The following is a 20,956-nucleotide window of genomic DNA, read 5'->3' on the forward strand; positions in this document are numbered from 1 at the left end:
GAACTTTAACTGCAAGCGCCCCCGCTGGCGAGATGTCATCACCCCCGGGGCCCCAGAGCCAGGGATAACCGGCGCCAATCCAGTCCCGGTCTGATGTGAGCGCAAACGTTAATCGGCAATAATCGCCGCCACCACCTCAAGAGCACGCCAGCTCAGCCGTTAATATGTACTCAACCTTAGGTCCACACTCCCGAGTCACCCTTATGTTCGCAAGCCTGACACTCAAACAGAAAATTCTGGCCACCGTCATCCTCGCCGTGGCTCTCTCCTGCCTGCTGGTGGGCTACTTCAGCCAGCGCTCGGCCCAGCAGCTGATCGAGACCCGCATGTTCGAGCAGGAGCTGCCCAACCTGACCCAGCGTATCGGCAAGGAGATCGAGAAGGATCTCACCTCGGTCGCGAGTGCCGCCAGGCAGCTGGCCAATGACCGTTTCGTGCTGGACTGGGTGGCCCGTGGCATGCCCAAGGAGCAGGAGTCCATCCTCATCGACCAGCTCAAGGACATGACGAGCCAGTATGGCCTGGTCACCGCCTCCTTCGCCGATCGCCAGAGCGCCGCCTACTACAACCAGGACGGCTTCCTGCGCATCCTGAACCATGAACAGGACAACTGGTTCTACGACTACACCAAGAGCGGCCAGGACCTGATGCTCAGCATCTTTCGCGAGAGCAATGGCGAGGTGAAGCTGTTCGTTAACTTCCAGCAGCTCGACGGGCGCGGCCTGGCCGGGCTAGCCAAGTCCCTCGACAGCATGGTCAGCATGCTCGCCAACTTCCGCATCGGCGACAGCGGCTTCGTCTTCATGACGGATGGCAGCGGCAAGGTGAAACTGCACCCGGACGCCGCCCGTATCGACAGAGACAGCCTGAGTCAGCTGGCTGGCCCGGGCGCCGGCGCGCTGATGACCAAGCAACCGTTCGCCGTCACCCACGCCGAAATCGATGGCCAGCCCGTGGTGCTCGCCACCAGCTATATCCCCCTGCTCGACTGGTATCTGGTGGCCCAGGTGCCGGAAGCCGAGATCTATGCCGAGCTGGACAAGGCGCGGCTGCACATAGTGCTGGTGAGCCTGCTCATCGCCGTCGGCATGGGGCTGCTCGGCGTCCTGCTGGCCGGCTCCGTCAGTCGCCCCCTCAACGAACTGGCCCGCCTGTTCCGGGAACTGGGCAGTGGTGACGGGGATCTGACCCAGCGCCTCAAGGTGGAAGGACGGGACGAACTGAGCCAGGTCGCCACCGGCTTCAACAACTTCGTCGCCAAGATCCACGGCTCCATCGAGCAGGTGGCGAGCAACTCCCGCCAGCTCGCCGCCACCGCCAACGAGGTGGCCGCCAAGGCCCAGCTGACCCAGCACAACTGTACCGCACAGCGGGATCGCACCGTCCAGGTCGCCACCGCCATCCACGAGATGGGCGCCACCGTCAGCGAGATCGCCGGCAATGCGTCGCTCGCCGCCGACGTGGCCAGGCAGGCCAACGATCAGGCCGATGCGGGTGCGGTCGTGGTGGCCCAGGCCCGCCACGGCATCGTCGGCCTCTCGGGGGAGATAGAGCAGGTGGCCGGGGTCATCGAATCCCTGGCGAGCCAGACCGACTCCATCGGCAGCATACTCGACACCATCCGCAGCATCTCGGAGCAGACCAACCTGCTGGCCCTCAACGCCGCCATCGAGGCAGCCCGCGCCGGTGAACAGGGCCGCGGCTTCGCCGTGGTGGCCGACGAGGTGCGCAACCTCGCCAGCCGCTCCGCCGCCTCCACCGCCGAGATCCAGGGCATGATCAATCGTCTCCAGGAGCAGAGCGCCCGCGCCGTCAGCGCCATGGCCCAGGGCCGCAACCAGAGTCTGGAGGTGGTGACCCAGGCGGACGCCGCCAACGGGGCGCTCGGCCAGATCACCGCCCACATCACCCAGATCAGCGACATGAACATCCAGGTCGCCACCGCCACCGAGGAGCAGTCCAGCGTGGTGGGGGAGATCAACCGCAACGTGGAGGACATCAACCAGCTCACCATGGAGACCGCCGACATCGCCCATCAACTGACGGAGTCCAGCCGCAGTCTGCAGCAGCTCTCCGGCGAACTCGACAAGCTGGTCGGCAACTTCCGGCTATGAGATGAAAGAGCGCTTAGGCGCTCTTTTTCGTCCGGGTCGGCAGGGAGTGTCGGCCCGGGAATGACGGCAAACCGTCATGACAAGCCGCTACAGTAGCGACATAGCAACACACCAAGGAGTCATCATGCTGGCAGGCAAGATCACGATCAAAACCCAACTCATCCTGGCCGTTACCGTGCCCTGTCTCGCCCTGTTGCTGGTCGGCGCCGCCAGCCTGCGCAGCATGGGCAACATCAAGCAACAGGCCGATGAGCTGTTCCAGAATACCGCCACCCCCATGCGGGCCATGGCGGAAGTGGCCTCCCGCATCCCGCGCATGCGCGTCGGCATCGACATGATGCTGCTGCAGGAGACCTCCCTGCGCGACGAGAAGGGGGTACTGACCCGGGTCAAGGAGACCCGCGAGGAAGATATTCCCGAGATGCGTCAGGCCATGCAGCAGGCGGTGACGGCCCAGGTCGATCCCGCCGCCCGGGCCGAGGCCGAGCGGCTGCTCGGCCAGTTCGAGAAGATGGAGCGTGAGGAGCTGATCCCCATGCTGCAGGCGCTGGAGAAGGATGAGATGGAGGTGGCCCGCACCATTTATCGGGACAGCTACAGCCAGACCTATGGGGAGATGCGCAAGGGGGCCAACGCCCTGCTCGACGGCCTCATCGGCCAGGCCCAGCAGCGCAACGAGCTGAGCCAGAGCAGCTATGACAGTGGCCGCAACCAGATGATCGCCATCATAGTGATCGCCATCGCCATCTCGCTGCTGGTCTCGACCCTCATCCTGATCGGGTTGCGCCGCCGGGTCTCCTTCCTGCAACTGCACATCGGGGATGCCGCCCGCCACCTTGCCCTCGACAGCAGTGCCAGCCTGACCGGCAAGGACGAGTTGGCCGAGATAGCCAGCAGCTTCAATCAGTTCGTGGCCCGCATCCACGGTGCCATCGAGCAGGTGGCGAGCAACTCCCGCCAGCTCGCCGCCACCGCCAACGAGGTGGCTGCCAAGGCCCAGCTGACCCAGCACAACTGTACCGCACAGCGGGATCGCACCGTCCAGGTCGCCACCGCCATCCACGAGATGGGCGCCACCGTCAGCGAGATCGCCGGCAATGCGTCGCTCGCCGCCGACGTGGCCAGGCAGGCCAACGATCAGGCCGATGCGGGTGCCCAGGTGGTAGCCCAGGCCCGCCACGGCATCGTCGGCCTCTCGGGGGAGATCGAGCAGGTGGCCGGGGTCATCGAGTCCCTGGCGAGCCAGACCGACTCCATCGGCAGCATACTCGACACCATCCGCAGCATCTCGGAACAGACCAACCTGCTGGCCCTCAACGCCGCCATCGAGGCCGCCCGCGCCGGTGAACAGGGCCGCGGCTTCGCCGTGGTGGCCGACGAGGTGCGCAACCTCGCCAGCCGCTCCGCCGCCTCCACCGCCGAGATCCAGGGCATGATCAACCGCCTCCAGGAGCAGAGCGCCCGCGCCGTCAGCGCCATGGCCCAGGGGCGCAACCAGAGTCTGGAGGTGGTCACCCGGGCGGACGCCGCCAACGGGGCGCTCGGCCAGATCACAGCCCACATCACCCAGATCAGCGACATGAACATCCAGGTCGCCACCGCCACCGAGGAGCAGTCCAGCGTGGTGGGGGAGATCAACCGCAACGTGGAGGACATCAACCAGCTCACCACAGAGACGGCCGACATCGCCCACCAGCTGACCGCATCCAGCCGCAGTCTGCAACAGCTCTCCGGCGAGCTCGACAAGCTGGTCGGCAACTTCCGCCTCTGAGCCCCCGCTCTTCCCCTCTCTCACTCAGGGAGCGCAGCCGCGCACCCTGTTCTTCGACAACGGCAAGCCATGACGCAGCGGCGCCAACTCGACTCAGGAACCCGGCCGAAATACCGCATAATCAGAGGAGAACCAAGGAGAACGGAAATGGGCAAACTGATGATGGTAATGGTACTGGGGGCGCTGTTGTCAGCCTGCAGCAGCGGTCCGGTGCGAGTGCACGGCGCCGATGTCAGTGTGGATGACACCCGGATCCGGGTCTACGATGGCCAACATGATGGCTATTACGATGATGACTATCATGGCGGCCAGCGGGGTCGTTTCTGTCCCCCGGGACAGGCCAAGAAAGGGCGCTGCTAGCGCCTTTTTTTGTGGCCGCCATCTGCCTGCCGCAACCAGGCCTAATGCGGGGGACAGCCCCGAGTCACACGGGATCCCATGCCGGCATCGACCACCATCTCAACCAGAAAACGCCTCTCCTCCTGTACCTTGAGCCCCACCATGGGCCGCACCTTTGATGCCAAGCCTGCTCAGGCCCGGCATATAAGCCATTCCATCATGCAGTGACGCCAGTGTGACGCGGCAATGAAACGACAGCGCCAGCAAGGGCAGATCGCTGCAGAGCACGGTCCTCGCAACCCATGTTCTACCCCATACTTGAGGGAACACCGCATGTTCCCGGTTATGCCAGCGGCAAGTCATGACGCAACGCCACCAACTTCCCCCGATGCCCATGGGGAACGGCAGCATAATCAGGGGAAACCCTAGGAGGTTGTTATGGACAAGCGGATTCTGATGGTACTGCTTGGCGCCTTGCTCACCGCCTGCACCAGTGGCCCGGTACGGGTACACGGCGCAGATTTCAGCGTGGACGATGCCCATATCCGGGTCACTGACGGCTATTACCGCTATCATGGGGGCCATTACTATCGCTATTACGATGACCATCATCACCACGATGGCTATTACCGCCGCTATTACGATGACCGCTACCCTGGTCGCTATTACTACCGCTATGATGATCACCACCATCGCCAGGGCGGCTATCGCACCTTCTGCCCGCCAGGACAGGCGAAAAAAGGGCGCTGCTAGTACCTTTTTTTGCGGTCGTACATCTGCTTGTCCGCCTGTTGCAACAGCAGTTCCAGATCGGGCGGCAGCAGCGGATCATAGTGGGCGACGCCGGTGGAGCAAAGCAGTTGATAGGGCTTGCCCTGCTCCCGGTTGAAGGTCGCCAGCGCCTTCTCGAAACGGGCCAGCACCCGGGGCACCAGCTCCGCCCCTATGCCCGGCAGCAGCACCACGAACTCGTCCCCGCCAAGCCGGGCGAAGATATCCGCATTGCGAAACACCCGGGAGAGCAGCAATGCCACCTGGCGCAGGGCATCATCCCCCACCTCGTGCCCCAGGGTGTCGTTGATCTCCTTGAAACGGTTGAGGTCGAGGAACAGCAGACTCGCCTCCCGTCCCTGCCGATGAGAGAGCTGCAGGCACTTCTGCCCCAGCATGATGAAGCCACGACGGTTGGTGATGCCGGTCAGCTCGTCCAGGATAGCCAGTTGAATGGCGGCCAGCTCATGCTCCACCATGCCCGCCAGATCCATCAACAAGGCCCGCTGACGCTCATCCAGCTGGCGCGGCCTGCGATCGATAAGGCAGAGGGTGCCCACCTTGTAGCCACCGGCGATGTGCAAAGGCGCTCCGGCATAGAAACGGATGTGGGGGGCCCCCAGCACCAGGGGATTGTCGGCGAAGCGTGGATCCCGGGTCGCGTCCTCCACCACGAAGATCTCCTCGCCGAGGATCGCATGACCACAGAAGGAGATATCCCGCGGCGTCTCCTGCGCATCCAGACCGCAGCGGGACTTGAACCACTGCCGCTCCTCATCCACCAGGGAGATGAGCGAGATGGGCACCTCGAACATGTTGCGCGCCATCCGGGTAATGCGATCGAAGCGCTCCTCCGCCGTGCTATCCAGGATGGCAAGACGGCGCAGGCCATCGAGTCGCTGTCGTTCTTGTTCGGGTATGGCAGGTGCTTGCATGGGAAGGGTCGGCGGTTGATGATAGAAACTTCAGCATAGCAAATGGCCTCGAACAAATCTCTTTCATCGTCCGGCAACAAAAAAGCCGCTCCTGAGAGCGGCTTTTCATCATGGCAAGGAAGAAGAGACTTACTTCTTCTTCTTGGCCTTGGCGTTCGGCAGGTCGGTGATGGAGCCTTCGAACACTTCGGCAGCCAGACCCACGGACTCGTGCAGAGTCGGGTGAGCGTGGATGGTCAGCGCCAGATCTTCGGCGTCGGCACCCATCTCGATGGCCAGACCGATCTCGCCCAGCAGCTCACCACCGTTGGTGCCGACGATGGCACCACCGATGACGCGGTTGCTGTCCTTGTCGAAGATCAGCTTGGTCATGCCGTCGGCGCAATCGGAGGCGATGGCACGGCCGGAAGCAGCCCAGGGGAAGGTGGCGACTTCGAAGTTCAGGCCCTGTTGCTTGGCTTCCTTCTCGGTCAGACCGACCCAGGCCATCTCTGGCTCTGTGTAGGCGATGGACGGGATCACTTTCGGGTCGAAGTAGTGCTTCTTGCCGGCGATGACTTCGGCCGCCACATGGCCTTCGTGCACACCCTTGTGAGCCAGCATCGGCTGACCGACGATGTCACCGATGGCGTGGATGTGAGCCACGTTGGTACGCAGCTGCTTGTCCACTTCGATGAAACCGCGCTCGTTGACGGCAACACCGGCTTTCTCGGCGTCCATCAGCTTGCCGTTCGGCACACGACCGACCGCGACCAGCACGTTGTCGTAGCGAACCGGCTCGGCCGGGGCGTGCTTGCCTTCGTAGGAGACGTACAGGCCGTCTTCACGGGCTTCAACTGCGGTGACCTTGGTCTCCAGCATGATGTTGAATTTCTTGGCAACGCGCTTGGTGTAGATCTTGACGATGTCTTTGTCGGCAGCCGGTACCAGCTGATCGGCAAATTCCACCACATCGATCTCGGAGCCCAGGGAGGAGTAAACGGTCCCCATCTCCAGGCCGATGATGCCGCCACCGATAACCAGCAGCTTGCCCGGTACTGTGGTCAGTTCCAGCGCATCGGTTGAATCCCAGACGCGGGGGTCATCGTGGGGGATGAAGGGCAGCTTCACCGGACGGGAACCGGCCGCGATGATGGCGTTGTCGAAGGTCACTGTGGTCTTGCCGTCGGCACCTTCCACTTCGAGGGTGTTCGGGCCGGTGAACTTGCCGAAGCCGTTCACGACCTGGACTTTACGCATCTTGGCCATGCCGGCCAGACCGCCGGTCAGCTGGTTGATGACCTTCTCTTTCCACAGACGCACCTTGTCGATGTCGGTCTGCGGGGCACCGAAGACGATGCCGTGCTCGGCCAGCGCCTTGGCTTCTTCGATCACTTTGGCAACGTGCAGCAGCGCCTTGGAGGGGATGCAGCCCACGTTCAGGCAGACGCCACCCAGGGTGGAGTAACGCTCGACGATAACGGTATCCAGACCCAGATCGGCAGCGCGGAAAGCAGCGGAATAACCGGCAGGGCCAGCACCCAGTACTACGACCTGGGTTTTGATCTCTTTACTCATCATGACCTCTTTGTCGTTCTATATCCCCGGACAGCACAGTCTTATGCCAAAGAAGGCGGCTGCAGCCGTGAAAAAAACGGGGCAAGTTTATAATTTTGTTAATGAAATGAGAAGTGAAAAGGGCGAGCTCTGTGCTCGCCCTCTCATTTACATTTACAGAACCAGTCGACGAATGTCGGACAGCACGCCACTCAGGGTGGTGATGAAGCGAGCCCCGTCGGCGCCGTCGATGACGCGGTGGTCATAGCTCAGGGCCAGCGGCAGCATCAGGCGAGGCACGAACTCCTTGCCATTCCACTTCGGCTTCATCTCGGACTTGGAGACGCCCAGGATGGCCACTTCCGGCGCGTTGACGATCGGGGTAAAGCTGGTACCGCCGATGCCACCCAGGCTGGAGATGGTGAAGCAACCGCCCTGCATGTCAGCAGCGGTCAGCTTGCCGGCACGAGCCTTCTTGGAGATCTCGGCCAGATCGCGGGACAGCTCATGGATGCCCTTCTTGTTGACGTCGCGAACGACCGGCACAACCAGGCCACCCGGGGTGTCTACCGCCACACCGATGTGGATGTACTTCTTCATGATCAGCTTGCTGCCGTCTTCGGACAGGGCGCTGCAGAAGCGCGGGTGCGCTTCCAGGGCCTTGGCGGCCGCCTTCAGGATGAACACCAGCGGGGTGATCTTCACGTCCAGCTTCTGCTTCTCGGCCAGGATGTTCTGCTCTTTGCGGAACGCTTCCAGATCCGTGGTATCCGCTTCGTCGAACTGGGTGACGTGGGGGATCATGGCCCAGTTGCGGTGCAGAGCAGGACCGGAGATCTTCTGGATCCGGGTCAGTTCCAGCTCTTCGACCGGGCCGAACTTGCTGAAATCAACCTTGGGCCATGCCACGACGCTCATGCCGTTGCCAGTGCCGGTACCGGCAGCAGGGGCGGACTCGGCGCGCTTGACCGCATCCTTCACGTAAGCCTGCACGTCTTCTTTGACGATGCGGCCCTTGCGACCGGAAGCCTTCACCTTGGCCAGGTTGACGCCGAATTCACGGGCCAGACGGCGAACCGCCGGGGAGGCGTGAACATAGGCATCGTTGGCCACGAAATCGGAGGCAGCGGCAGCCGGGGCAGCAGCCTGAGCAACCGGGGCCGCGGCAGGGGCGGCGGCAACGGGGGCAGCAGCTTGCGCAACCGGGGCGGCGGCAGGGGCAGCACCAGCGACTTCGAACACCATGATCAGGGAACCGGTGGAGACCTTGTCACCCGCCTTTACCTTGATCTCCTTGACCACACCGGCGAACGGCGCAGGGACTTCCATGGAAGCCTTGTCACCTTCCACGGCGATCAGGGACTGGTCGGCTTCGACCTTGTCACCCACGGCCACCATGATCTCGGTGACTTCCACTTCGTCGCCGCCGATATCTGGTACGTTGACCTCTTTGGCAGCGGCGGCAGCCGGGGCAGCGGCCACGGGAGCGGCAGCCTGAACCGGCGCGGCAACGGCGGCAGGCGCGGCGCCAGCCACTTCGAATACCATCACCAGGGAACCGGTGGAGACCTTGGCGCCGGCGGCAACCTTGATCTCGACCACGCGGCCCGCGAACGGCGCCGGCACTTCCATGGAGGCCTTGTCACCTTCCACGGCGATGATGGACTGGTCGGCTTCAACCATGTCGCCCACGGCGACCATGATCTCGGTCACTTCGACTTCGTCGTCACCTATGTCAGGTACGTGCACGTCTTTGGCAGCGGCAGCAACAGGGGCAGCCGGTGCGGCGGCAACCGGAGCGGCTGCCTGAGCCGGAGCGGCAGCAGCAGCGCCCTCCGCTTCGAAGATCATGATCTGGGAACCGGTGGCAACCTTGTCGCCCACCTTGATCAGGATCTCTTTGACGATACCCGCGGCCGGAGCCGGGACTTCCATGGAGGCCTTGTCACCTTCCACGGCGATCAGGGACTGGTCGAGCTCGACCTTGTCACCCACGGCGACCATGATCTCGGTCACTTCCACTTCATCGGCACCGATATCCGGCACCATAATCTGTTTGGACATTGTGCTTTATCCTCTTACGCGTACGTTTATCGCGTTAACCTTGGCAAGAGCAGGTTCCGGCTCGTTGTTGCCGTCCGGACCCTGTGTGTCCTCTTACCCTTATGTCGCATTAACCTGGGCAAGGCCCTGTCCGGCACGCAAGTCCGGACAGGGCGCTCAATCCTCTTACGCGTACAGCGGGTTAACCTTGTCGGCATCGATGCCGTACTTGGCGATGGCGTCGGCCACAACCTGCTTGTCTACTTCACCACGCTTGGCCAGTTCGGTCAGGGCGGCGACAACGACGTAGAACTCGTTCACTTCGAAGTGACGACGCAGGTTGGCACGGCTGTCGGAACGGCCATAACCATCGGTACCCAGTACACGGTAGTTCTCGGTCGGCACGAAGGCACGTACCTGCTCGGCGAAGGACTTCATGTAGTCGGTCGCGGCGATGGTGGCTTCGGAACCCAGTACGGAGGTGATGTAGGGCACACGGGCGGCCGCAGTCGGGTGCAGCATGTTCCAGCGATCGGCGTCCTGACCATCACGAGCCAGCTCGTTGAAGGAGGTCACGCTGAACACGTCGGAACCCACGCCGTACTCGCTCGCCAGGATCTGGGCGGCGGTGCGGACGTGACCCAGGATGGAGCCACAACCCAGCAGCTGTACCTTGGCCTTGGTGCCGGCCACGGATTCCAGCTTGTAGATACCCTTGCGGATGCCTTCCTCGGCGCCTTCCGGCATGGCCGGCATGGCATAGTTTTCGTTGAGGGTGGTGATGTAGTAGAAGACGTTCTCCGGCTTCTCGCCGTACATGCGACGCAGGCCGTCCTGTACGATCACCGCCACTTCATAGGCGTAGGACGGGTCATAGGAGATGCAGTTCGGGATGGTGCCGGCCAGGATGTGGCTGTGGCCATCTTCGTGCTGCAGACCTTCACCGTTCAGAGTGGTACGACCGGAGGTCGCGCCCAGCAGGAAGCCACGGGCTTGCTGGTCACCTGCTGCCCACGCCATGTCGCCGATCCGCTGGAAGCCGAACATTGAGTAGTAGATGTAGAACGGGATCATCGGGCAGTCGTTGGTGCTGTAAGAGGTCGCAGCAGCCAGCCAGGAGGACATGGCGCCCAGCTCGTTGATGCCGTCTTGCAGAACCTGACCCTGCTTGTCTTCCTTGTAGTAGGAGACGATGTCGCGATCTTGCGGGGTGTACTGCTGACCGTGCGGGCTGTAGATGCCGATCTGGCGGAACAGGCCTTCCATACCGAAGGTACGGGCTTCGTCGGCCAGGATCGGCACGATGCGCTTGCCGATGGACTTGTCTTTCAGCAGCACGTTCAGGGAACGCACGAACGCCATTGTGGTGGAGATCTCGCGCGCCTGCTCACCCAGCAGCGGGCCGAAGGCATCCAGTGCCGGGATTTCCAGCTTGGTGGTGCTCTCGCGCAGACGGGTCGGTACGTAGCCCTTCAGCGCGGCACGGCGGGCGTGCAGGTACTTGTGCTCTTCGGTACCCTCTTCGATCTTCAGGTACGGCAGGTTTTCCAGCTGCTCGTCGGTGACCGGCAGGCTGAAACGATCGCGCAGGTGACGCACGGAGCCCAGATCCATCTTCTTGACCTGGTGAGCGATGTTCTTGCCTTCGGCCGCTTCGCCCATGCCATAACCCTTGATGGTCTTGGCCAGGATGACGGTCGGCTTGCCCTTGGTCGCTGCGGCCTTGGAGAAGGCGGCGAACAGTTTGCGAGGATCGTGACCACCGCGGTTCAGGGCGAAGATCTCCTCGTCGGTCATGTCTTTGACCAGGGCGGCGGTTTCCGGGTAACGGTTGAAGAACTGCTCACGGACGTAGGCGCCGTCGCGGGACTTCATGGTCTGGTAGTCGCCATCCACGGTTTCGTTCATCAGCTGGATCAGCTTGCCGGAAGTGTCTTTCTTCAGCAGCTCATCCCACTTGCGACCCCAGATGACCTTGGTGACATCCCAGCCGGCGCCTGCGAACAGGCCTTCCAGCTCGTTGATGACCTTGCCGTTGCCGACAACAGGACCGTCCAGACGCTGCAGGTTGCAGTTGACCACGAACACCAGGTTGTCGAGCTTTTCACGCACGGCAACGGTCAGGGCGCCCTTGGCTTCCGGCTCGTCCATCTCGCCGTCACCCAGGAAGGCGTACACGGTCTGCTCGGAGCAATCCTTGATGCCACGGTCGGTCAGGTACTTCAGGAAGCGAGCCTGATAGATGGCGGCGATGGGGCCCAGACCCATGGAAACGGTCGGGAACTGCCAGAAGTCCGGCATCAGTTTCGGGTGCGGGTAGGAAGGAATGCCCTTGCCATCCACTTCCTGACGGAAGTTGTCCAGCTGCTCTTCGGTCAGACGACCTTCGGCGAAGGCACGGGCGTAGATGCCCGGGGAGATGTGACCCTGGAAGTAGACCAGATCGCCACCGTCCTTCTCGCTGCGAGCGCGGAAGAAGTGGTTGTAGCAGACTTCATAGATGGTCGCGGAAGAGGCGAAGGAAGACATGTGACCGCCGAGGTCCAGGTCTTTCTTGGAGGCACGCAGCACTATCATCATGGCATTCCAGCGGATGATGGCGCGGATGCGACGTTCCATCTCCAGGTCGCCCGGGTAAGCCGGTTCGTCGCTGGCAGGAATGGTGTTGATGTAGTCGCGATTCGCCTTTTCAGCCACGTCCACACCGCTGATGCGGGCTTTCTCGGCCAGTTGTTCAAGGATGAACTGAGCGCGTTGCGGACCCTCTTCACGCAGCAGGGATTCCAGAGAGGCAAGCCACTCCAGCGTTTCTATCGGGTCCACATCGTTCTTCAGGATATCAGACATGGCTGGTTCCTATTGTTATTGCACGGCGGTTAAGATGCGCAAGAATTCGACAATAAAGCCTTGTGGGATTAGTTTTCCTGCTGACGGATCCGACGCATGGATCGCTGGATCCGGCTGTCTTCCCTCTGCATATCCAACAAGGTGTCCTCGATAAAGGCCAGGTGCTCATGACAAGCAGCCCTGGCCCGCTCCGGAGCCCCCGACAGGATAGCCTCGATCAGGCTCGCACGATGGCGACGGATCTTGGCTACCACTCCCGGACGGCGATTCAAAATCTCGTTATTTCGTAAAATGTTCTGTTCGAGCATGGGGCCCATGGCCCGCAGCAGGTGCAGCAGCACCACGTTGTGGGACGCCTCCGCCACCGCCAGATAGAACTGGGTGACGGCGGTCGATTCGACCACCAGCGACCCCTGCTGACCCGCCTCTTCGATGGCGGACTGCGCCAGGCGGATCCGCTCGAAGTCGGCCTCAGTCCCCCGCAGCGCGGCATAGTAGGCACAGATGCCTTCCAGCGCGTGACGAAACTCCAGCAGGTCATACTGGGCTTCCGGGTGGGTACTGAGCAGTTCGAACAGGGGATCGGCGATCCCCTTGCTCAAGGCATTCTGCACATAGGTGCCGCCGCCCTGACGGCGATACAAGAGTCCCCTCGCTTCCAGGCGCTGGATGGCTTCGCGCAGGGACGGCCGCGACACCTGAAACTGGATGGCAAGTTCCCGCTCGGGGGGCAGCTTCTGCCCCGGCTGCAAGCTGCCTTCCAGAATCATGCTTTCCAGCTCGGCGACGATGGCGTCGGCCAGCTTGGGCTGAGTTATCTTGATATAGGGCATGAGGCTACTTTGTTAAATTGGTATTACCAATTCTATGATTGGGGCGAAAATTAGCAGAGGGCTTGGAAAAAGTCCACCCAAAATATGATCTGCATCAAGAACGAAGCTTGCCACTTTAGGGGTAAAAAAGCGAAATTATGATATGGCTCATAGAAAATGGTCTGACCAATATTTATGAGCCTGCTCACAGATAACATTTGGCCAACAGCATGAAAAATGGCTCACCCAAAAGGCAAGCCATTGATTTTAAAAACACAAACTAATGTTTGGATTTTTTACTCAAAGTTGAGCATTCCACGATATCGCAGCCATTCGAAACTGGCACCGGGATCCGTCTTGCGACCCGGCGCTATGTCGCAATGGCCGACGATGCGTGCTGCCGTCACCTCGGGATACTGGCTGGATATGGCCCGACTGAGGCCTGCCAGCACCTCATACTGTGCATCGCTGTAAGGCAGCTCGTCGGTTCCTTCCAGCTCGATGCCGATGGAGAAGTCGTTGCACGCCTCCCGCCCCTCCCAGCTCGATACCCCCGCATGCCAGGCTCGCGCAGTGAACGGCACATACTGCACCAGTTCGCCATCGCGGCGGATCAGACAGTGGGCGGAGACCCGCAGCTGATGAATGCCGGCAAAGTAAGGGTGAGCGTCGGGATCCAGGCGACCGAGAAACAGATCGTCGATCCAGGGGCCACCAAATTCTCCCGGCGGCAGACTGATGCCGTGTATCACCAGCAGGGAGATGTCGTCCGGGCCGATCCGTTCATTGTGATGGGGCGAAGGCACCCTGCGGGCCTGTTCGCACCAGCCTGCGCGATCGATGGAAAAAATGGTTGCGGGTTCAGTCATCGTCTACTCGACTCAACAATGGGGAGAGGGACACCATGGACCTTGCCTGCCGCCGCAAGAAACCGGAAACAAGCCTCTGAATCCATGGGTAAAGCTGTGTTAGGCTGAGCCATCACTTGCAAGGCACTGGACCCCATATGCACCCGATGGCACGCCGTCTCTGGCTGCTGGCCTGGCTCTCACTGCTGGGTCTGCTCACCCTTTACTTCTACTCCAGCGCCAAACCCAGCGTGACCGCCAGCGGCGAGCTGCTGCTCAAGGCCGATGCCAGTGGTCACTATCGTCTGGAGGGTGCCATCAACGACCAGCCGGTGCAACTGCTGCTGGACACGGGAGCCACCCGGGTGACCATACCGAGCCAGGTGGCATCACGCCTCGGCCTCGTCGCCACCGGTCGCAGCCAAGTCAATACGGCGGCGGGTCAGATCCAGGTCGAGACAGGCCGGATCGAAAGCCTGGCGATGGGCCCACTGACCCTGTACGATTTGTCCGTCTTTATCAATCCGGCTGCCGACGGGGAGGAGATCCTGGTGGGCATGAATGCCCTGGGCAGGCTGGAATTACGTCAGAAAGACAGGCAGTTGCTTCTCAGACCCTTGCAGGAATAAGGCATGTTACAACAGGACATCAGCCGCGCCGTGCGCGCCGCACTACTCGAAGACTTGGGCGATGCCCTCACCGCACTGGATCAACCGGATGCCAGCGCCGATATCACCGCCCAGTTGATCCCGGCGGATCGCATCTCGACGGCGCGCGTCATCACTCGCGAGGCCGGCGTATTTTGTGGTCAGCCCTGGGTCGACGAGGTGTTTGCCCAGCTCGGCGGCGAGGTCAAGGTGGAGTGGAAGGTGCAGGATGGCGAGCGCCTCTCCCCCAATCAGGAGCTGTTCCGCCTCCATGGCCCGGCCCGGGTGCTGCTGACCGGCGAGCGCAATGCCCTGAACTTCGTGCAGACCCTCTCCGGGGTCGCCACCCTGACCGCCCGTTACGTGGCCGAGCTGGAAGGGACCGAGTGTCGCCTGCTCGATACCCGCAAGACCCTGCCCGGCCTGCGCAGTGCCCAGAAGTATGCCGTCACCTGCGGCGGCGGCAAAAACCACCGTATCGGTCTGTTTGATGCCTACCTCATCAAGGAGAATCACATCCTCGCCTGCGGTGGCATCCGGGAAGCCATCACCGAGGCGCGCCGCCTCAACCCGGGCAAACCGGTGGAAGTGGAGGTTGAGTCCCTGGCCGAGCTGGAGCAGGCCCTGAGCGCCCGGGCCGACATAGTGATGCTGGACAACTTCGACGTGCCCATGATGCAGGAGGCCGTTGCTGTGAACCAGGGCCGCGCCAGGCTGGAGGTATCCGGCAACGTCACCCTGGAGACGCTGGCCGACTATGCAGCCACCGGCGTCGACTTTATCTCGGTGGGAGCCCTGACCAAGCACGTACGGGCGCTGGACCTCTCGATGCGCTTTATCGAAAGCTGAGCGAGTAGAACGAGTCCACCTAGCCCCAAAATATTACAGGGCTCGAAACTTGCAAAAGGCGCCATCGGCGCCTTTTCTTTATGCAGGATCCCACGACATAAGGAGTGTGAAGATGGCCCCTCCCCAATCTTGAGAAGCGTCATTAGAGACCATTTAATCCTTGATTTTGCTATCATTTTCACTAAATGACAGAAAAGTGGTTAACAAGGGCCCTGCCTCTGTTGCCAACCCGAAGCGCTCGGATAAGATGCTGGTGTGTGGATAGATTTCCACCGGTGCTTATCAGGAACCATGGAAAAAAGGATATTTGACATGAAAAGACAGTCAGGGTTTACGCTAATCGAATTGATGATAGTCGTTGCGATCGTTGCCATTCTGGCCGCTATCGCCCTGCCGGCGTATCAGACCTATACCAAACGAGCTAAGTTTTCAGAAGTGATTGCTGCCACCGGCCCCACAAAAACAGCTATCGAAGTTTGTGTGCAGGGCTTTACAGGTACGTCAGCCGCATTAGGCACTGATTGTACGGCTACAGGTAATGCCGCAGCGAGTAATTCAGGCGTAGGTCAATATTTAGCAGCAGGCTCTTCCGCCATAGCGGTAACAAATGCAGGTACTGTATTTACTATCACCGCTACGGGTAATGCTGATGTTGATAACTCTACTTATTCACTAATTTCTAATACCACAACTATTGGAGACCAAGTGCTCTGGACCATTTCAGGCTCCTGCAAAACTGATGGTCTCTGCTAGTCAATGACCTCTAGCCTCAATAGCGGCCTGGCCACCAGCCTGGCCGCTTCTTCCCTCCTCAGTGAGCCGGACTCACAGCGCTATCTGAGCCAAGCCAGGGCGCAGCGCAAGCCCTTTGTCACCTTCCTGATCGAGAACGACATACTCGACAGCAAAGCGCTCGCCGACTTTTGCGAGCTGGAGTATGGGGTACCTCTGCTGGATCTTGCCGCCTTCGATCTCGCCGAGATCCCGCAGAAGTACCTCAATCAGAAGCTTATCGAGAAACATCATGTGCTGCCCATCTACACTCAGGGCCACACCCTCTATATCGCCATGTCGGACCCGACCAATGTGTCGGCTCTGGAGGATTTCGGCTTCAGCTTCGGCCTGCACACGGAAGCCTTGCTGGTCGAAGAGGGCAAGCTCACCGCAGCCATCGGCAAGCTGATGGAGAGCGAGCAGGACACCCTGGGCATGGATCACATCGACGAGGCCGAAATCTCGGAGCTCGAGGTCTCCGATGAGAGCTCCCGTCTCGACGACAGCGTCAATACCGCCGACGACGATGCCCCCATCGTCAAATACATTCACAAGATCATGATGGACGCCATCAAGCGTGGCGCATCCGACCTGCATTTCGAACCCTATGAGACCAAGTACAGGATCCGCTTCCGGATCGACGGCATACTGCACGAAATCGCCACCCCGCCGGTCAATCTGGCGAACCGTTTCGCGGCCCGTCTCAAGGTGATGGCGAGGCTCGATATCGCCGAGCGGCGCCTGCCCCAGGATGGGCGGATCAAGCTGAAGATCTCCCGTAGCAGATCCATGGACATGCGGGTCAACACCCTGCCCACCATGTGGGGAGAAAAGGTCGTCATTCGCCTGCTGGACTCGTCAGCATCTCGCCTCAATCTCGATCAACTCGGCTTCGACGAACGCCAGAAGGCGCAATATCTGCATGCGCTCTCCAAGCCACAGGGCATGATACTGGTTACGGGCCCCACGGGCTCGGGCAAGACGGTGTCACTCTATACCGGTCTCAACATCCTCAATACGAACGAGGTCAACATCTCCACCGCCGAGGATCCGGTGGAGATCAACCTGCCCGGCGTCAACCAGGTGCAGATCAATCCCAAGGCGGGGCTCACCTTCGCCAGCGCCCTGCGCTCCTTCCTGCGCCAGGATCCCGACATCGTCATGGTGGGGGAGATCCGGGACCTGGAAACCGCCGAGATTGCCATCAAGGCGGCCCAGACAGGTCATCTGGTATTGTCGACACTGCACACCAACTCGGCGGCCGAGACCCTGACCCGGATGATGAACATGGGGGTGCCCGCCTTTAACATCGCCTCCTCGGTAACCCTGATCATGGCCCAGCGCCTCGCCCGCAAGCTGTGCGATCACTGCAAGGTGCCCGAGGCAGTGCCGGAAGCCGAATTGCTGGAGCTGGGCTTTACCCAGCAGCAGCTGGCCGCCGGTTTGCGGCTGTTCAAACCGGTCGGATGCAAGGAGTGTTCGGGAGGATACAGAGGGCGGGTCGGCATCTATGAAATCATGCTGATGTCGGACAACATCGCCAAGCTGATCATGCAGGGGGCGAACTCGCTGCAAATCGCCGCCATCGCCCAGAAGGAGGGCATGCGAACCCTGCGCATCTCCGGCCTGGAGAAGGCCCGTCTGGGGGTCACCAGCCTGGCCGAGATCAACAGGATCACGACCAACTGAATACGTAGTGTTAGAGTCACTAAGCCGGGTGAGGCCGATACAGTCACCCTGATGATATTCTTCAAGCCAAGATGAACCGGACGGGCAGTACCTGATCCGGCCACCGTCGCCCAATTGCAGGATGCAGTGATGGCAACATTAGCGCAAAAACGTAACACACCCAAAAAGGTCTTCTCCTTCCGCTGGCATGGATTCAACCGCAAGGGGCAGAAGGTTTCCGGTGAGTTCCAGGCCGACAACATCAACACCGTCAAGGCGGAGCTGCGCAAACAGGGCGTCAATGTCACCAAGGTCAGCAAGCAGGGCCAGGGACTGTTTTCCAAAGGTGGTGCCCGGATCAAGCCGATGGACATCGCCGTCATCTCACGCCAGATCACCACCATGCTCTCCGCCGGTGTGCCACTGGTACAGAGCCTGCAGATCATCGCCCGCGGTCATGAGAAGGCGGCGATACGCGAACTCATCGGTCAGATCGCCACCGATGTGGAAACCGGCACCCCACTGTCGGAAGCGCTGCGCCGCCACCCACGCCACTTCGATGCCCTCTACTGCGATCTGGTGGACGCTGGGGAGCAGTCCGGTGCGCTGGAAACCATCTACGACCGAATTGCCACATACCGTGAGAAGAGTGAGGCGCTCAAGTCCAAGATCAAGAAGGCCATGTTCTATCCCGCCATGGTCATCCTGGTCGCCATCGTCGTGACCTCCATACTGCTGCTGTTCGTCATTCCCCAGTTCGAGGAGATCTTCAAGAGCTTCGGGGCCGAGCTGCCAGTCTTCACCCGATTCGTCATTGGCATCTCCCGCTTCATGCAGGATTGGTGGTATATCATCTTTGGCGGCATAGCCCTCGCCATCTTCCTCTACGTGCGCGCCTGGCGAAAATCCCAGAAGGTACGGGACAGCACCGACAGATTCATCCTCACTATTCCGGTCGTGGGCAACATACTGCACAAGGCGGCCATGGCCCGCTTCGCCCGCACCCTCTCCACCACCTTCTCCGCCGGGATTCCCTTGGTGGATGCCCTGGTCTCCGCTGCCGGCGCCTCTGGCAACTATGTCTATCGCACGGCCATCCTGGCCATTCGCAACGAGGTGGTGGCCGGCATGCAGATCAACGTCGCCATGCGCACCGTGGATCTCTTCCCCGACATGGTGATCCAGATGGTGATGATAGGTGAAGAGTCCGGCGCCATCGATGACATGCTCTCCAAGGTCGCCGCCATCTTCGAGCAGGAGGTGGACGACATGGTCGATGGCCTCACCAGCCTGCTCGAGCCCATCATCATGGTGGTGCTGGGGGTGCTGGTCGGTGGCATGGTCGTCGCCATGTACCTCCCCATCTTCAAGCTGGGCTCTGTGATACACTGAGCCCCTTCGGCAGAGTGACCTGAGGGCATGGCTCGTTCTGGTCCTCTGCCATCCTGATTCTCAACGCAAGCGGTTGATTTATGGTGCCTCTGAACGAATTGGCCCAGGGCCTGCCCTGGCTCTATCTCTCCCTGGTTTTTCTCTTTTCCCTGATGGTTGGCAGCTTTCTGAACGTGGTGATCCATCGCCTACCCATCATGCTGGAGCGGGAGTGGCAGGCCGAATACAGTGACTACTTCGGCAGCGAAGTGGCCGCCTCCCCCGGCGAACCCTACAACCTGATGGTGCCACGCTCCCGCTGCCCGCACTGCGATCACCCCATAGGCGCGCTGGAGAACATCCCTCTGCTGAGCTGGCTCTGGCTCAAGGGTCGCTGCCGACAATGCAAAGCGCCCATCTCGGCCCGCTATCCCCTGGTCGAGCTGCTGACCGCCCTGTTGTCGGTCGCCGTCGCGACGACCCTGGCTCCGGGATGGGGCACCCTGGCCGCGCTCTTGCTGACCTGGGTACTGGTGGCTCTCACCTTCATCGATCTTGACAAGATGCTGCTGCCGGACCAGCTCACCCTGCCGCTGCTGTGGGGCGGTCTGCTGTTCAATCTGGCGGGCGGCTTTGTGCCGCTGGCCGATGCGGTGATCGGTGCCATGGCGGGCTATCTGGTGCTCTGGAGCCTCTACTGGGCGTTCAAGCTGCTGACCGGCAAGGAGGGGATGGGCCATGGCGACTTCAAGCTGCTGGCTGCGCTCGGTGCCTGGCTGGGCTGGCAGGCACTGCCCATAGTGTTGCTGCTCTCGTCCCTGGTCGGCGCCATCATCGGCATAGGGCTCATACTGCTGCGCAACCATCATCAGGGCAAACCCATCCCCTTTGGCCCCTACCTCGCCATTGCGGGCTGGATAGCGCTGCTGTGGGGGGATAACATCACCCGCTGGTATCTGGGCATCGTTCTCTAGCAAGGGGATCACAAATCTTATGTATGTGGTAGCCATCACCGGCGGTATAGGCAGCGGCAAGACGACCGTCGCCAACCAGTTTGCGGCCCTGGGGATAGAGGTGGTCGATGCCGACCTGATTGCCCGCGACGTGGTGGCACCCGGCACCCCGGCCCTGGCCGCCATCGCCAGCCACTTCGGCCCCGAGATGCTGACCGGGCAGGGACTGCTGGACAGACGAGCCCTGCGCGAGCGGATCTTCAGCGATCCGGCGGCCAAGTCCTGGCTCAACGCCCTGCTCCATCCGATCATCCGCAGCGAGATGCTGCGCCAGTGCGCGGCAGCCAGCTCCCCCTACTGCCTGCTGGTGGTGCCCTTGCTGGTGGAAAACCGGCTCACCGAGCTGGCCGATAGGGTACTGGTCATCGACGTGGATGAGGCGACCCAGATCGAGCGAACCTGTCGCCGGGACGGGGTCAGCCGAGAGCAGGCTCAGGCCATACTGGCATCCCAGGCGAGCCGCAGCGAGCGTCTGGCAATGGCCGATGACATACTGGACAACCAGAGTGGCACGACTGAGACCATACGGGAGCGAATTTTAGCGCTGCACGAGACATATCTGGCATTTGCCTCTCAACAAGCCCCCCAAGTGTGAGTACACTAGGCCGGTTTATGGCT

The 20,956-nt window shown here is 61.2% G+C and carries 17 protein-coding genes; 11 read left to right on the forward strand and 6 right to left on the reverse strand.

What is annotated here, in order from left to right; genetic code table 11:
• Positions 1–203 precede the first annotated feature (203 nt).
• The 4 genes from AC3WR3_RS14715 (at position 204) to AC3WR3_RS14730 (ending at position 4,977) form a co-directional block, all read left to right on the forward strand.
• Complete coding sequence (locus AC3WR3_RS14715) at positions 204–2,114, forward strand: methyl-accepting chemotaxis protein (protein WP_319913986.1); 1,911 nt, start codon at positions 204–206, stop codon at positions 2,112–2,114.
• A 124-nt stretch (positions 2,115–2,238) separates the two neighbouring features.
• Positions 2,239–3,885, forward strand: coding sequence for a methyl-accepting chemotaxis protein (locus AC3WR3_RS14720; protein ID WP_139439022.1), 1,647 nt, complete (start codon positions 2,239–2,241; stop codon positions 3,883–3,885).
• 147 nt (positions 3,886–4,032) lie between these two features.
• Entirely contained in the window at positions 4,033–4,245 is a 213-nt protein-coding gene (locus AC3WR3_RS14725) for a hypothetical protein (protein WP_202047329.1), read from the forward strand.
• A 417-nt stretch (positions 4,246–4,662) separates the two neighbouring features.
• Entirely contained in the window at positions 4,663–4,977 is a 315-nt protein-coding gene (locus AC3WR3_RS14730; RefSeq protein WP_005329198.1) for a hypothetical protein, read from the forward strand.
• Here the strand turns inward: AC3WR3_RS14730 and AC3WR3_RS14735 are convergent.
• The 6 genes from AC3WR3_RS14735 to ampD all read right to left on the reverse strand — a co-directional run bounded on the left by AC3WR3_RS14735 (position 4,974) and on the right by ampD (position 14,037).
• The gene (locus AC3WR3_RS14735; RefSeq protein WP_492292204.1) at positions 4,974–5,930 is read right to left on the reverse strand and encodes a GGDEF domain-containing protein; all 957 of its coding nucleotides are present in this window, start codon (positions 5,928–5,930) and stop codon (positions 4,974–4,976) included. The two genes, AC3WR3_RS14730 and AC3WR3_RS14735, sit on opposite strands and share 4 nt — an antisense overlap.
• Before the next feature lie 129 nt (positions 5,931–6,059).
• Positions 6,060–7,487 (reverse strand): dihydrolipoyl dehydrogenase, encoded by a 1,428-nt coding sequence (gene lpdA, locus AC3WR3_RS14740; protein ID WP_106885664.1) that lies wholly within the window; start codon positions 7,485–7,487, stop codon positions 6,060–6,062.
• 153 nt (positions 7,488–7,640) lie between these two features.
• Positions 7,641–9,530 carry a pyruvate dehydrogenase complex dihydrolipoyllysine-residue acetyltransferase gene (gene aceF / locus AC3WR3_RS14745; RefSeq protein ID WP_202047331.1) on the reverse strand — a complete coding sequence of 630 codons (1,890 nt, stop codon included), beginning with the start codon at positions 9,528–9,530 and terminating at the stop codon, positions 7,641–7,643.
• A 165-nt stretch (positions 9,531–9,695) separates the two neighbouring features.
• A complete protein-coding gene (gene aceE / locus AC3WR3_RS14750) occupies positions 9,696–12,356 on the reverse strand; it encodes a pyruvate dehydrogenase (acetyl-transferring), homodimeric type (RefSeq protein WP_139439018.1) in 2,661 nt (886 codons plus the stop codon).
• Between the two features lie 68 nt (positions 12,357–12,424).
• A complete protein-coding gene (pdhR, locus tag AC3WR3_RS14755) occupies positions 12,425–13,189 on the reverse strand; it encodes a pyruvate dehydrogenase complex transcriptional repressor PdhR (RefSeq protein ID WP_005329211.1) in 765 nt (254 codons plus the stop codon).
• A 275-nt stretch (positions 13,190–13,464) separates the two neighbouring features.
• A complete protein-coding gene (gene ampD / locus AC3WR3_RS14760) occupies positions 13,465–14,037 on the reverse strand; it encodes a 1,6-anhydro-N-acetylmuramyl-L-alanine amidase AmpD (protein WP_492292205.1) in 573 nt (190 codons plus the stop codon).
• A gap of 137 nt (positions 14,038–14,174) precedes the next feature.
• Between ampD and AC3WR3_RS14765 the strand changes: the two genes are divergently transcribed.
• From AC3WR3_RS14765 to coaE, 7 genes are all read left to right on the forward strand, one after another.
• A complete protein-coding gene (locus tag AC3WR3_RS14765) occupies positions 14,175–14,645 on the forward strand; it encodes a retropepsin-like aspartic protease family protein (RefSeq protein WP_454010273.1) in 471 nt (156 codons plus the stop codon).
• A 3-nt stretch (positions 14,646–14,648) separates the two neighbouring features.
• Positions 14,649–15,512, forward strand: a complete 864-nt coding sequence (nadC, locus tag AC3WR3_RS14770; protein WP_492292206.1) for a carboxylating nicotinate-nucleotide diphosphorylase — start codon at positions 14,649–14,651, stop codon at positions 15,510–15,512.
• A 312-nt stretch (positions 15,513–15,824) separates the two neighbouring features.
• Complete coding sequence (locus tag AC3WR3_RS14775) at positions 15,825–16,265, forward strand: pilin (RefSeq protein ID WP_492292207.1); 441 nt, start codon at positions 15,825–15,827, stop codon at positions 16,263–16,265.
• Positions 16,266–16,268: 3 nt separating this feature from the next.
• Positions 16,269–17,975 carry a PilB family type IVa pilus assembly ATPase TapB gene (gene tapB, locus AC3WR3_RS14780; protein WP_492292208.1) on the forward strand — a complete coding sequence of 569 codons (1,707 nt, stop codon included), beginning with the start codon at positions 16,269–16,271 and terminating at the stop codon, positions 17,973–17,975.
• Between the two features lie 129 nt (positions 17,976–18,104).
• Positions 18,105–19,346 (forward strand): type II secretion system F family protein, encoded by a 1,242-nt coding sequence (locus tag AC3WR3_RS14785; RefSeq protein WP_492292209.1) that lies wholly within the window; start codon positions 18,105–18,107, stop codon positions 19,344–19,346.
• Between the two features lie 80 nt (positions 19,347–19,426).
• Positions 19,427–20,299 carry a prepilin peptidase gene (locus AC3WR3_RS14790; protein ID WP_492292210.1) on the forward strand — a complete coding sequence of 291 codons (873 nt, stop codon included), beginning with the start codon at positions 19,427–19,429 and terminating at the stop codon, positions 20,297–20,299.
• A gap of 19 nt (positions 20,300–20,318) precedes the next feature.
• Complete coding sequence (gene coaE, locus AC3WR3_RS14795; RefSeq protein ID WP_202047339.1) at positions 20,319–20,933, forward strand: dephospho-CoA kinase; 615 nt, start codon at positions 20,319–20,321, stop codon at positions 20,931–20,933.
• The last annotated feature ends 23 nt before the right edge of the window (positions 20,934–20,956 follow it).

The sequence above is a fragment of the Aeromonas sp. EU05-FHT14A05 genome (assembly GCF_058791175.1).